Origin of the sequence: Pseudomonas sp. B7 (assembly GCF_016735645.1) — a bacterium.
Classification (GTDB): Bacteria; Pseudomonadota; Gammaproteobacteria; order Pseudomonadales; family Pseudomonadaceae; genus Aquipseudomonas; species Aquipseudomonas glycinae.
The window spans coordinates 107,508-121,003 of the sequence record NZ_JAERRE010000002.1 but is presented as its reverse complement, the minus strand read 5'-3'; the positions used below and the strand labels follow the sequence as shown (position 1 = coordinate 121,003).

Annotated in this window: 10 protein-coding genes and 1 pseudogene; 5 read left to right on the top strand and 6 right to left on the bottom strand. The window is 63.3% G+C overall.

The window, feature by feature from the left end:
• Positions 1-68 precede the first annotated feature (68 nt).
• Together atzF and JKA62_RS05340 are read right to left on the bottom strand one after the other, a co-directional pair.
• Complete coding sequence (atzF, locus tag JKA62_RS05345) at positions 69-1,841, bottom strand: allophanate hydrolase (protein WP_201816673.1); 1,773 nt, start codon at positions 1,839-1,841, stop codon at positions 69-71.
• Positions 1,842-1,865: 24 nt separating this feature from the next.
• Positions 1,866-3,203: pseudogene (locus JKA62_RS05340) on the bottom strand (carboxyltransferase domain-containing protein); the annotation flags it as partial.
• 91 nt (positions 3,204-3,294) lie between these two features.
• Here JKA62_RS05340 and JKA62_RS05335 point away from each other — a divergent pair.
• From JKA62_RS05335 to JKA62_RS05325, 3 genes are all read left to right on the top strand, one after another.
• Entirely contained in the window at positions 3,295-4,428 is a 1,134-nt protein-coding gene (locus JKA62_RS05335) for a TIGR03364 family FAD-dependent oxidoreductase (RefSeq protein ID WP_041475451.1), read from the top strand.
• Complete coding sequence (locus tag JKA62_RS05330) at positions 4,428-4,994, top strand: phosphonate degradation HD-domain oxygenase (RefSeq protein WP_011336412.1); 567 nt, start codon at positions 4,428-4,430, stop codon at positions 4,992-4,994. Before JKA62_RS05335 ends, JKA62_RS05330 begins: the two co-directional genes overlap by 1 nt.
• 85 nt (positions 4,995-5,079) lie before the next feature.
• Complete coding sequence (locus JKA62_RS05325; RefSeq protein WP_011336411.1) at positions 5,080-5,505, top strand: hypothetical protein; 426 nt, start codon at positions 5,080-5,082, stop codon at positions 5,503-5,505.
• On the opposite strand, the gene JKA62_RS05320 is transcribed toward JKA62_RS05325, so the two are convergent.
• The gene (locus JKA62_RS05320) at positions 5,502-6,887 is read right to left on the bottom strand and encodes a GTPase/DUF3482 domain-containing protein (RefSeq protein ID WP_011336410.1); all 1,386 of its coding nucleotides are present in this window, start codon (positions 6,885-6,887) and stop codon (positions 5,502-5,504) included. The genes JKA62_RS05325 and JKA62_RS05320 overlap by 4 nt on opposite strands.
• Positions 6,880-8,253, bottom strand: coding sequence for a DUF2868 domain-containing protein (locus JKA62_RS05315; RefSeq protein ID WP_201816659.1), 1,374 nt, complete (start codon positions 8,251-8,253; stop codon positions 6,880-6,882). The genes JKA62_RS05320 and JKA62_RS05315 overlap by 8 nt, the downstream gene beginning before the upstream one ends.
• 85 nt (positions 8,254-8,338) lie before the next feature.
• Here JKA62_RS05315 and JKA62_RS05310 point away from each other — a divergent pair, with 85 nt between their 5' ends.
• Positions 8,339-8,851, top strand: a complete 513-nt coding sequence (locus JKA62_RS05310) for a dihydrofolate reductase (RefSeq protein WP_201816656.1) — start codon at positions 8,339-8,341, stop codon at positions 8,849-8,851.
• Between the two features lie 40 nt (positions 8,852-8,891).
• Here JKA62_RS05310 and JKA62_RS05305 read toward each other — a convergent pair whose 3' ends face one another.
• Positions 8,892-10,283 (bottom strand): L-cystine transporter, encoded by a 1,392-nt coding sequence (locus JKA62_RS05305; RefSeq protein ID WP_011336407.1) that lies wholly within the window; start codon positions 10,281-10,283, stop codon positions 8,892-8,894.
• A 241-nt stretch (positions 10,284-10,524) separates the two neighbouring features.
• Here JKA62_RS05305 and JKA62_RS05300 point away from each other — a divergent pair, with 241 nt between their 5' ends.
• Positions 10,525-11,586 carry a phosphorylcholine phosphatase gene (locus JKA62_RS05300; RefSeq protein ID WP_011336406.1) on the top strand — a complete coding sequence of 354 codons (1,062 nt, stop codon included), beginning with the start codon at positions 10,525-10,527 and terminating at the stop codon, positions 11,584-11,586.
• 61 nt (positions 11,587-11,647) lie between these two features.
• Here JKA62_RS05300 and ilvD read toward each other — a convergent pair whose 3' ends face one another.
• Positions 11,648-13,489 carry a dihydroxy-acid dehydratase gene (ilvD, locus tag JKA62_RS05295; protein WP_011336405.1) on the bottom strand — a complete coding sequence of 614 codons (1,842 nt, stop codon included), beginning with the start codon at positions 13,487-13,489 and terminating at the stop codon, positions 11,648-11,650.
• Between the last annotated feature and the right edge of the window lie 7 nt (positions 13,490-13,496).

Genomic DNA, 13,496 nt, shown 5'->3' with positions numbered 1-13,496 from the left:
CAGGGGTGTCTGGAGAATGGCTCACTCATCCAGCCCCCTCCCGGAACGAAAGGGGGCCGCTGTTCGGATCAGTTTCCGGTTTGCAGATACGCTCGCCACCCGCCCAGGTGGCTGATGTCGATCGCACCTTCCAGGCCGTAGGGTTCGCAGATGAATCCGCTTTCCCAACGGCCATCCGCCAGTTGCACCTTGCCCAGTCCCAGCGGTGCCGGGATGCCGGTCAGGAACGAGCCCAGTTCACTGCTCGGCAACTCCCAGACTTCCACTGCAATGGCCACGCCACCTTCGGCCACGCGCAGCATTCCTGGACGCAACGGTGGGCCGCCGGCCAAGGCATAGAGTTTGTAGTTCTTCGAGCTGTAAGTGGCCTCGATCAGGCGTGCGCCGCGTTGCCGCAACTGCCAGTTCAGGGCCAGTCCGTCCAGGTGCGCACCGCAGACCACCAGTCGTGCACGGTCATGTCGCGCCGGGTTGTTCGGCGTCGGCAGCGCGAGATCATGCTGGCGCTGCAAGGCATCGGCCATGCCCAGCAGATACTGATCGGTGAACGCTCGGCCAAACAGCGTTACACCCCACGGCAGCCCGTTGGCCATGAAACCGCTGGGCACGGCGACGGCAGCGTAATCGAGCAGGTTCATGAAGTTGGTGTAGTAGCCCAGTTCGGAATTGCGCAGCACCGGTTCGGCGTCGAGTTCCGCCAGCGTCACCGGACGACCGATGGTGGGCGTGAGCACGCAGTCGAGTCCTTCCAGTGCTTTATCGCAAACGGCTTTCAGCGCTTGCAGGCGGTATTGCGCACGGAACGTCTGCACGCCGCTGACGGCCGGTGCTTTGGCCAGCACCGCGCGGATCACCGGCAGCACTGCTTCGGGATTTTCTTCCATCAACTCGCCGGCCACGCTGTAGCGCTCGGCCACCCACGGCCCTTCATAGAGCAACCGCGCCGCTTCGAGGAACGGCGACAAGTCCAGCTCGACCGCTTCACCGCCCAGAGCTTTCAGACGGTCGATGGCATCGCTGAACAGCAGCGGGCCTTCCTCACAGCCGAAAAACGCCAGGTCTTGCGCACGCGGTACACCGAAGCGAAACGGCCGTGGCGCGCCGAACGCGGTGCCGTCGTTCCATGACGGATTGCTGCGGCTGTATTCGTCCCTCGGATCGAGGCGCGCGGTCAGCGCCAGCAGCTGACTGGCTTCCCGGGCCGTTGCGGTGAACGTGGTGACGCAGTCCAGCGTGCGACAGGCCGGCAGCACGCCGGCGGTGGAGATCAGCCCTTTGCTGGCCTTCAGGCCCACCAGATTGTTCAACGCCGCCGGCACCCGGCCGGAGCCGGCAGTGTCGGTGCCCAACGCGAAACTGGCCAGGCCGAGCGCCACGGCCAGCGATGAGCCGGCGCTTGAGCCGCCGGACGGATATTCCGCCAACACGCTATTCGGGCAGGCGCCGTACGGCGAGCGGCTGCCGTTGAGACCGGTGGCGAACTGGTCGAGATTGGTCTTGCCCAGCGGGATCGCGCCCAGCGCCAGCAGTTGCTCGACGATGGTCGCCGAACGTTCCGGTACGTAGGCGAACGCCGGACATGCAGCGGTGGTCGGGACACCGGCCAGATCAATGTTGTCCTTGATCGCGAACGGCACGCCATACAACGGCAGGCTGTCGAGGTCGCGACCGTCGAGGGCGGCCAGATACGGTTCCAGTTCTTCGGCGCTGAGCAGATGGATGAACAGGTGATAGTCCGGGTTCAGCGCGGCGGCTTTTTCCCGCAACGCCAACAGCAATTGCCGGGGTGTGGTGTCGCCATTGCGGTAGGCCCGGCGCAGGGCATCGAGTTGCAGATTCATGGGTTGATCCTTTGGCAAATGGTTTCAGTCGAGTTCCAGCACCACGACCCGTTGTCCGGCACGCACCGCCGATCCCGGCTGCACGCGAATGTCCTGCACCACCCCGGCCATGGGCGCGAGCACGGGGATTTCCATCTTCATCGACTCCAGAATCACCAGCACATCACCGGCCGCCACGCGGCTGCCGACCTCGACCTGCACCTGCCAGAGGTTGCCGGCAATGTGGCTGTCGATACTCTGCTGGCCGCTGGTCAGCGGTGTGTCTTCGCTGCTGTCCGGCACGGCTTCTTCGCTGTCGAAGTGCGCCTGGCCGCTGGCGATCCAGCGTTCGCGCTCCGCCTGAAAGGCACCCTGTTGCTGCGTTCGGAAGGCGTCGATGGTCTCGGCTTCGCGTTGCAGAAAGGCCTGGTAGTCGGCGAGGTTGAGCTGGCTCTGTTCGATGTTCAGGTCGAAGCGGCCGAGAGGAAAATCCCGGCGGATGCGCAGCAGTTCTTCGGCGCTGACCGGGTAGAAACGGATCTGATCGAAAAACCGCAGCAGCCACGGTTTGCCGTCGAACGCGGCGACTTCGCGATAGCGGTTCCACATCTGCAAGGTGCGCCCGACAAACTGATAACCGCCGGGGCCTTCCATGCCGTACACGCACATGTAGGCGCCGCCGATGCCCACCGAGTTCTCGGCGGTCCAGGTGCGCGCCGGGTTGTATTTCGTGGTCACCAGCCGATGGCGCGGGTCGAGCGGGGTGGCGACCGGCGCACCGAGGTAGACGTCACCCAGGCCCATCACCAGATAGCTGGCATCGAACACCGTGCGCTGCACCTCGTCGAGATTCGGCAGGTCGTTGATGCGGCGGATGAACTCCAGATTGCTCGGGCACCACGGCGCGTCCTTGCGCACGGTGGTCATGTATTTCTCGATCGCCAACTGGCAGGCCGGGTCGTCCCACGACAGGGGCAAGTGGACGATCCGCGACGGCACTTGCAAGTCCTGGGCGGCGCACACCGCATCCCATTCACCGGCGACGATGCCGAGCAGATCGGCCAGCGGCAGTTGTTCGGGCTGGTAGTGGATCTGCAGCGAACGAATGCCCGGTGTCAGGTCGATCACGCCGTGCAGGTTTTTGCCTTCCAGCGCCTGCATCAGGGCATGGGCGCGAAAGCGCAGGACCAGATCCAGTTCCGGCGCGCCGATTTCCAGCAGCAGATGGGTATCGCCGGATACACGCCCGACCAGCCGCTTGTCGCCCTGACCCAACTCCAGAATCACAGGCGAAACCAGGGCCTGTGGGAGCTGGCTTGCCAGCGATGAAGTTGACGCGGTGTCTGCTCGGGCCCCATCGCTGGCAAGCCAGCTCCCACAGGTTTGGCGGCGTTCGCACAATGTGTATTCCGCACCGGGCAATGTGGGAGCTGGCTTGCCAGCGATGGCGGTCTCGCATTCAGAGCACCTCTCAATGACACAACACAACGACTTGCTGATCGTCGGCGCCGGCATCCTGGGCCTGTCCCACGCCTATGCCGCCGCCCGGCGCGGTCTCAAGGTCACGGTTTTCGAGCGCACCGCCACGCCACTCGGCGCTTCGGTGCGCAACTTCGGCCAGGCGCTGGTCACCGGTCAGCCACCGGGTCCGATGCTCGAACTGGCCAAGGCCAGCCGCGAGATCTGGGGTCAGTGGGCGCAGCTCGCCGGCCTGCAACTCAAGCGCAACGGCTCGTACCTGTTCGCCCGCACCGAGGCCGAAGAGCACTTGCTCGAAGCGTTCTGCGCCGGGCGCGCCGTCGAGCACGACTACCGCGTCGAGCTGCTGCGCGGTGCCGCGTTGCGCGATTTGTACGGCGGTCAGTTCAGCCATCACCGCGCCGCGCTGCATGGCATGGACGATCAGCAGCTGTATTCCCGGGAAGCGATTCCGGCGCTGATCGAATACCTGCGTCGCGAACTCAAGGTCGAGTTTCACTTCTCCACGCTGGTGTGCGACGTCGAACCGGGGCGCCTGCACAGCACTGCCGGGATCTTCTTCGCCGAACAGATCATCGTCTGCTCCGGCCACGATTATCAGACCTTGCTGGCCGAGCCGATTGCCGCCCTCGACCCGCAAATCTGCCGCCTGCAAATGCTCCGCGTCCGGCCGCAGATCGACCTGAACTTGCAACACGCCTTGCTCACAGGCCTCAGCTGCGTGCATTACGGCGCCTTCGCTGACTTGCCGGAAGCCGCGGAAGTGCAGGCGCAAATCCTGCGCGAACAACCGCACCTGCAGGCAAACGGCATTCACCTGCTGATCAGCCCGACACCTTATGGCGAGCTGATCATCGGCGATTCGCACCATTACGGCAGCGATCCATCACCGTTCAACGCCGAGCAGGTCGACAACTGGATGCTCGAACTGGCCGAGCAGACCCTCGGCTGCAAGGTGCAAGTGGTCGAGCGCTGGCAGGGTGTCTATGGTTCCCGTGGTCCGGGGCCTTTTTCATTCCTGCGTCCGGCGCCGGGGCTGAGTGTGGCGCTGATGCACAGCGGCGTCGGCATGAGCGTTGGCCCGGCCATGGCCGAGCGCAATGTTGCACAGCTTTTTGGAGAGCGCTGATGTCGATTCACGAGCAAGTCATCGATCGGGTGTTCGGCCTCTATGAGCGCTTCGGCGCCAGCGACTACATCGGCGAACCGGTGTCGCAGATCGAGCACATGTCCCAGGCAGCGCAACTGGCCATCGCCGAAGGCTTTGACGACGAAGTGGTGCTCGCTGCGTTCTTCCACGACATCGGCCATTTGTGTGCCGAAGGCGCGGAGAACATGGGCGGTTACGGCGTGGTCAGCCACGAACGCCTCGGCGCGGATTACTTGCGTGAGGCCGGCTTCAGCGAACGCATGGCGCGGCTGGTGGAATATCACGTCCAGGCCAAGCGCTATCTGACGCTCAGGGATCCGAGCTATTACCACCGCTTGAGCGAAGCCAGCCGCCGCACCCTGGAATATCAGGGCGGAGTGATGACCGAGGCTGAAGCCGATGCGTTCGAGCGCGATCCGTTGTGCGCCGTCAGCCTGCGGATGCGCCAGTGGGATGAGCTGGCGAAGGAGATGGCTGTGCCGGTGATGGATCTTGCGTTGTTGAAGGGCAAGGCTTTTACCGTGCTGTCCCGCGAGGCGCGCTGAACCTTCTTACGCCAAACCGGGAAACGGTGCATGGCGCGTGTTGCCCCTTCGGCCCAGACTGGTTTTTTGCCGAAGGAGCGCACGGATGCGTTTTATGAAAGTGATTGCCCGGGATCGGTCCGGCAGCGGCGCAGGGGACACTGTCCAGTTGCGCTTTCATCACACCGAACAGGATTGGCGCGAAGCCTCTGCCCGTGAAGTCGCGCAACTGCGCAGCTTCACCCGAACCTATCTGAAATGCGCCTGGTTCAACGCGGCCGACGAGGACACGCGACATCTGCGGATCTTCGCTCTGAACCCCGGCAGCGATGGAACGCCGGAATCAGTGAGGCTGCACTTTCACCAGGGCGAAACCATCGCTTACAAAGCCGCCGTCCACGACCTGGATAACGATGGCCGCTTCGAAGTTGTCCTGTGTTCGGACGTCGACAACGACGGGCGCGCCAATCGCACCGATCGCAGCCGGGTGACGGCGCTGGTCAAACCGTTCCTCAAACTTGGCTGGTTCTAGAGTTCGAGGACCTTGCCGACCAGTTCATCGATCTGTTCCTGACGCTGGGCCTGATTCAGTTTCGGATGCGGGTTGAGCGACGACCATTGCGGGTGGGCCCGGGCAATGTTCAGCGCCTCCGGCAGCTTGCCTTCGCGCCAGGTCTTGTCCTGCGGCGTCGCCACCTGAATGCTGTCCAGCGCCGCATGGCCTCGGGCGTTCAGCGCTTGCAACAGTTGCCGCTGACGCAGGGCCAGCAGGCGCAACACGTTGTCGTCGACCGTCAGCTCTCGCTGCCCTTTGATCTTGCCGAGCAGGCGGTTGCCGTAGCTGCGGGCAGTTTGCAGGGCGCCGCCGGCAATGGCACCGGCCAGGGCGGCGGCACCTAGGGTGATACCACCGACCAGCAAATCCACACCCGCACCGGCTGCGGCTCCGGCGGCAATCCCGCCGCCGACCCGCACGCCGAGTTGCTTGAGGGTTTCCGGGTTGAACAGGTCGTCGCCCCAGCGTCCGTCGAGCAGCGGCAGGTCGCTGGCGGCGGCGTCCTGCGGGCGGAAGGCGTAGAGCTTGAGCAGCGCCTCGACGCAGCGTTGTTCGCGCTGACGCACGGCTTTGCGCAATTCGCTGATGGCCTGTTGTTCCTGCTCGGCGTTGCTCGCCACGCTGCGTCGGCACGCGGCGCAATCGATCAGCAGTTCGGCGATCAGGCGTGCGGCGCTTTGCTCGCGGGCGAGGCGTTGGGCCTGTTGATCGGCGATCAGGCGTTCAAGTTGTGGGCGGGCGTTCTCCAGCAACAGAGCGAGGCTTTCATACAACCGACGCTCACCATCCTCCGGCGGGGCGACGCTGTCGAAACGCACCAGCGCGTGCAGGCCGAGGCGCGCCAGGGCTTCACGCCAGTCCGGTTCGCGATGGTTGGCGCTGCTGACGAAATTCAGCACCGGCAGCAGCGGCTTGCCGCAACTGGCCAGCACTTCCAGTTCGTCGCGGTACTTGGCCAGCACCGGTTCGCGGGCGTCAATCACGTACAGGCCGGCATCGGAATCGAGCAGTTGCCGCAGGACTTTGGCTTCCTGTTCGAAGCGCTGGCGCGCTTCGCTGCCGTCGAGAAACCGCGCCAGCCGTGCCGGGCCGTCGAGGCGTTCGCCGGGACGTTCCAGACGCTCGAGAAAATCCAGCAGGGCGATGGCGTCCTCCAGACCGGGCGTGTCGTAGAGGTCGAGCAACGGTTCGCCATCCACTGACAACCGTGCACCTTCGACATGCCGCGTGGTGCTCGGGCGATGGGAGACTTCGCCGAATCCGACGTCGCGGGTCAGGGTGCGCAGCAGCGAAGTCTTGCCGACGTTGGTGTGGCCGACCACCGCCAGTTTCAGCGGCGCTTTCCAGGCATCAGTCATGTCCGTGCTCCAGCCAGTTCAACGGGGCGCAATCGGCGAACGGCAGTTCCAGTTGTTGCAACGCCACGTGCCAGTCACCGAGGCGTTCGGCGTCCAGCGCTTGTCCTTGCGGCGCCTGCAACAACCAGACACGGGTCGCAGTGGCATTGCGCGCCAGCTCGGCAATCAGCGCCAGGCTGCCGCGATCCGGCGAACGCCGTGGGTCGCAGGCGATCGCGAGGCGCGCCGGCGGAAAACGGCTGAGCTGTTCGAGCAGTTTGTTGCGCGATTCGCGACTGTCGAGGATGCCAGCGTTGCTGACGTTTTTCGGCAGCGTCGGCGGCCATGAGTGTTGATCGTCGAGTTCGATCGCCACCAGCAACGCCCCGTCGCTGGCGTGTTCGCCGACGGTGCTTTCGATGCGGTGCAATTGCGCAGGCTCGGGGTCGGTGATGCCGAGGCGTTCGCTGGTCGGCATCAGGCTTTCGCGCAGTTGGGCGTAGCCGGGGAGGTTCAGGTCCAGCCGCAACGCCGCTTTGCCGCTGTTCCAGCGCCAGAAGCAAAACAGCGCCAACAGCAGGCGCGGCAGTACGCCGTACACCACCAGCACGCCGACCAGCCAGGTCGCCCAGGCCTGACGGGCGCTTTCGATGTTCAGCGCGGTGTCGCCGCTGGCGCGGATCATGTCCACGGTCGGCACGTTGAAGCCCAGCAGCGCCGGCAATGCGCCGAGGGCCTGGGTCATGTTGATGAACGTGTCGGCGCTGAGAATCGTGGTTTCCCAGACGAAGCCGTAGCGCCGGGTCGCCATCAGCGTCAGCAGCAAAACCAGCGCGCTGACCATCGCCAGTAGCCACAGGCCGTTGACCAGCGTGCCGAGCGCCCAGCGATTGAGCTTCTTGCGTTGCAACATCAACAGCAGGGCCGGCGCCAGTTGGGCAGCCTTGGCATCGCGGGCGAGTTTTTCACTGAGCCACAGCCACAAGCGGCCAAGGGTGGCGCCGTGTTCGCCAGTGAAGATCAGCCCCAGCGACCAGCTCAGCAGCAGAATCAGATTCAACCCCAGCAGACTGCCCAGGGCCCAGAACACATTGACCGGCGTCTGGCCCAGTGCGGCGAAGGCCAGCCCTGCGCCGCTCAATACGGCGAAGATCGCCAGCAGCACCAGCGCCAGGCGCGCGCCTTGCAGCCAGTGCTTGAGCGCAGAGGTCAGGCCATCGCGCTCGGCCAGCCACAGGGCGCGGCGTTGAATGCGTCCCGGCAGGTCGCCGCCGGCCGCGCGGGCCAGGCGATTGGCTTCCAGATCGTCCAGCGGGCCTGCGTGTTCTTCGCGCAGGCGCACGGTTTCGGTGAGCCAGAGGTTTTGCAGTGAAGTCAGTTCAGTCACGCGGCATCCCGTTGCTTGATTGAGCCGTGAGCATAACCGCTGTGGCGCTTATCGGGGTAAGGGCGGCTCTGGTATCCTCGCCGGCATGACTAAATCACTCCCCCTCAGCCTGATTGCAGCCCTCGGTGAAAACCGTGTGATCGGCATCGACAACAGCATGCCCTGGCACCTGCCGGGGGACTTCAAATACTTCAAGGCCACGACGCTCGGCAAGCCGATCATCATGGGCCGCAAGACCTGGGATTCGCTGGGTCGTCCGCTACCGGGCCGCTTGAACATCGTGGTCAGCCGCCAGACCGATCTGGTGCTGGAAGGCGCGGAAGTCTATCCGTCGCTGGAAGCGGCCGTGGTTCGCGCCGAAGCGTGGGCGAAAGAGCAGGGCGTCGATGAGTTGATGCTGATTGGCGGGGCGCAGTTGTATGCGCAGGGGCTGGCGCAGGCGGATCGTCTGTATCTGACCCGTGTGGCACTGAGCCCGGAAGGCGATGCGTGGTTTCCGGAGTTCGATCTGAACCAGTGGAAGCTGGTGTCGAACGTGCCGAATCCGGCTGAAGGCGACAAACCGGCTTACAATTTCGAAGTCTGGGAAAAAGCCTGAACCTGGGGCGAGGGAGCACGCTCCCTCGCCACAACGTCAATCAAGCCTGAGCAAGCTCCGCATGCTCATCGGCATCCAGCAGTGCCTTGTCGGTCTGCTGCATCACCTGGCTGGTAATCGCGCCAGCGGTGATCGAACCGCTCACGTTCAGCGCCGTGCGACCCATGTCGATCAGCGGCTCTACCGAAATCAGCAACGCCACCAGCGAAACCGGCAAGCCCATGGCCGGCAGCACGATCAGCGCGGCGAAGGTCGCACCGCCACCCACGCCCGCCACACCGGCCGAACTCAGGGTCACGATCGCCACCAGCGTCGCGATCCACAGCGGATCCAGCGGGTTGATGCCGACGGTTGGCGCAACCATCACCGCCAACATCGCCGGGTACAGACCGGCGCAGCCGTTCTGGCCGATGGTCGCGCCGAACGAAGCAGCGAAGCTTGCCACCGATTGCGGAATGCCCAGACGACGGGTCTGCGCTTCGATACTCAGCGGGATGCTCGCGGCGCTGGAGCGGCTGGTGAACGCAAATGTCAGCACCGGCCAGATCTTGCGGAAGAAACGCAGCGGGTTGATCCCGGCCGCCGACACCAGCAAGCCGTGCACCACAAACATTAGGCCCAGGCCGAGGTACGACACCACTACGAAACTGCCGAGCTTGATGATGTCCTGCAGGTTGGAACCGGCCACCACTTTGGTCATCAGCGCCAGCACGCCGTACGGGGTCAGCTTCATCACAAGACGCACCAGACGCATCACCCAGGCTTGCAGGGTGTCGATGGCGTTGATCACTTTCTGACCTTTCTCGACGTCATCCTTGAGCAGTTGCAGCGCGGCAACCCCCAGGAACGCAGCGAAAATCACCACGCTGATGATCGAGGTCGGCTTGGCCCGGGCCAGGTCGGCGAACGGGTTCTGCGGGATGAACGACAGCAGCAGTTGCGGCACATTCAGGTCGGCGACCTTGCCCGCGTAGTCGGTCTGAATGGTTTGCAGACGGGCCATTTCCTGCGTGCCGGCAACCAGACCTTCGGCGGTCAGGCCGAACAGGTTGGTCAGGCCGATGCCGATCAGCGCGGCAATCGCGGTGGTGAACAGCAGCGTGCCGATGGTCAGGAAGCTGATCTTGCCCAGCGACGAAGCGTTGTGCAGACGGGCCACGGCGCTGAGGATCGAGGCGAACACCAGCGGGATCACGATCATTTGCAGCAGTTGCACGTAACCATTGCCGACCAGATCGAACCAGCCGATCGAGGCTTTCAACACCGGGTTGCCGGCACCGTAGATCGTGTGCAACGCGATGCCGAATGCCACGCCCAGCACCAGCGCGAGCAGGACTTTTTTCGCCAGGCTCCACGAGGTGTGACGGGTTTGCGCCAGACCGAAGAGCAGGGCGAGGAACACCAGCAAGTTGAGAATCAGGGGCAGATTCATGAGAACTCCAGAAAAGACTGTGCCAACAACCTTCCGGGGCTGTTGCGAACCGGCAAGCCTAACAGTTTGATTTCCAATGATTTAATACCGAAATCGAAGGTGATCCGTCGTTTTTGGAATAAGCGGGTGTCGCTCTCGGGGATGCAACTGGCGCGAAACGGACGTGGACGGTCGCTGACAGACGAGGACTGTCACACATATTTGTTAGCGTCGATTTCTTTGACCCAGGGAGAAAGCGCCAATGAAGTTCACACCGAAATTTCTGGCTGTCGCACTGACTGTGGGGATGGGCCTGGCCACTCAGGCATTCGCCACCGACCTGAAACACTGGCCGGCCGATCAGGCCAAGGCGCTGGACGCGATGATCGCCGCCAACGCCAACAAGGGTAACTACGCGGTGTTCGACATGGACAACACCAGTTACCGCTACGACCTCGAAGAGTCGTTGCTGCCGTTCATGGAAAACAAGGGCCTGATCACCCGTGACAAGCTCGACCCCTCCCTCAAACTGATGCCGTTCAAGGACACCGCCGACCACAAGGAAAGCCTGTTCAGCTACTACTACCGCCTCTGCGAAGTCGACGACATGGTCTGCTATCCATGGGTCGCGCAGGTGTTTTCCGGCTTCACCCTCAAGGAACTCAAGGGCTACGTCGATGAGCTGATGGCCTCGGGCAAACCGGTGCCGGCGACCTATTACGAAGGTGATGTGGTCAAGAACCTGGATGTGAATCCGCCGAAGATCTTCACTGGCCAGAAAGAGCTGTACAACAAACTGATGGAGAACGGCATCGAGGTCTACGTGATGACCGCCGCCTCCGAAGAACTGGTGCGCATGGTCGCGGCGGATCCGAAGTACGGCTACAACGTCAAACCGCAGAACGTGATCGGCGTGACCACCTTGCTGAAGAACCGCGAAACCGGCGAGCTGACCACCGCGCGCAAGCAGATTACCGCCGGCAAATATGACGAGAAAGCCAACCTCGGCCTCGAACTGACCCCGTACCTGTGGACCCCGGCGACCTGGATGGCCGGCAAGCACGCGGCGATCCTGACCTACATCGACGAGTGGAAAAAACCGGTACTGGTGGGTGGCGACACGCCGACCAGCGACGGCTACATGCTGTTCCACGATGTGGACGTGGCCAAGGGTGGCATTCACTTGTGGGTCAACCGCAAGGACAAGTACATGACCCAGATTCAGGGCATGATGGCCAAGCACGCGGCGGCCCAGGCGAAAGAAGGTTTGCCGGTGACGGCGGACAAGAACTGGGTGATCGTCAAACCGGAAGAAATTCAGTAAACCTGAAGGCAAAAAAATGCCCCGCACTTGGCGGGGCATTTTTGTTTCTGCGATTTGACGCTTACAGCCCGTCGAGCATCGCCTTGTTACGCACAGCACCCTTGTCGGCGCTGGTCGCCAGCAGGGCGTAGGCCTTGAGGGCGGTGGTCACTTTGCGTGGACGCTGTTCGACCGGTTTCCAGCCTTTCTTGTCCTGCTCGACCCGGCGTGCCGCCAGTTCTTCGTCGCTGATCAGCAGGTTGATCGAACGGTTCGGAATGTCGATCAGCACCTTGTCGCCGTCCTGTACCAGGCCGATCGCGCCGCCGGCCGCAGCCTCTGGTGAAGCGTGGCCGATGGACAAGCCGGACGTACCGCCGGAGAAACGACCGTCGGTCAGCAGGGCGCAGGCTTTGCCCAGGCCTTTGGATTTCAGGTACGAGGTCGGATAGAGCATTTCCTGCATGCCCGGGCCGCCTTTCGGGCCTTCGTAGCGAATGATGACGATGTCGCCTTCCTTTACTTCGTCGGCGAGGATGCCGCGTACGGCGCTGTCCTGGCTTTCGAAGATCTTCGCGTTGCCTTCGAACACGTGGATCGACTCGTCGACACCGGCGGTTTTCACCACGCAGCCGTCCAGGGCGATGTTGCCGTACAGCACGGCCAGGCCGCCTTCTTTCGAATAAGCGTGTTCAAAGCTGCGGATGCAGCCGTTTTCACGGTCGTCGTCCAGGGTTTCCCAGCGGGTCGACTGGCTGAACGCGGTCTGCGTCGGAATGCCGGCCGGGCCGGCCTTGAAGAAATGATGCACGGCTTCATCGTCGGTCTGGGTGATGTCCCATTTGGCGATGGCTTCTTCCATGCTGCGACTGTGCACGGTCGGCAGGTCGGTGTGCAGCAGGCCGCCACGGGCCAGCGAACCGAGAATGCTGAAGATGCCGCCGGCGCGGTGCACGTCTTCCATGTGGTACTTCTGGATGTTCGGCGCGACCTTGCACAGTTGCGGCACCTTGCGCGACAGACGATCAATGTCACGCAGGTCGAAGTCGATCTCTGCTTCCTGGGCTGCGGCCAGCAAGTGCAGGATGGTGTTGGTCGAACCGCCCATGGCGATGTCGAGCATCATCGCGTTCTCGAACGCCTTGAAGTTGGCGATGTTGCGCGGCAGTACCGACTCGTCGTTCTCGCCGTAGTAGCGTTTGCACAGCTCGACGATGGTACGGCCGGCCTGCAGGAACAGCTGTTCGCGGTCGCTGTGGGTGGCCAGGGTCGAACCGTTGCCCGGCAATGCAAGGCCCAGGGCCTCGGTCAGGCAGTTCATCGAGTTGGCGGTGAACATGCCGGAGCACGAACCGCAGGTCGGGCAGGCGCTGCGCTCGTACTCGGCAACCTTCTCGTCAGAAGCGCTGGAGTCGGCGGCGATGACCATGGCGTCGACGAGGTCGAGACCGTGGCTGGCCAGTTTGGTCTTGCCGGCTTCCATCGGACCGCCGGAGACGAAGATCACCGGGATGTTCAGGCGCAGCGCGGCCATCAGCATGCCGGGGGTGATCTTGTCGCAGTTCGAGATGCAGACGATGGCGTCGGCGCAGTGGGCGTTGACCATGTACTCGACGGAGTCGGCGATGATCTCGCGGCTCGGCAGCGAATAGAGCATGCCGTCGTGGCCCATGGCGATGCCGTCATCCACGGCGATGGTGTTGAATTCTTTTGCAACGCCGCCAGCGCGTTCGATCTCACGGGCAACCAGCTGGCCGAGGTCCTTCAGGTGGACGTGGCCCGGGACGAACTGGGTGAAGGAGTTGGCAATGGCGATGATCGGCTTCTTGAAGTCGTCATCTTTCATCCCGGTGGCGCGCCACAGTGCGCGGGCGCCGGCCATGTTGCGGCCGTGGGTGGATGTTTTCGAGCGGTAATCTGGCATGGAGCAC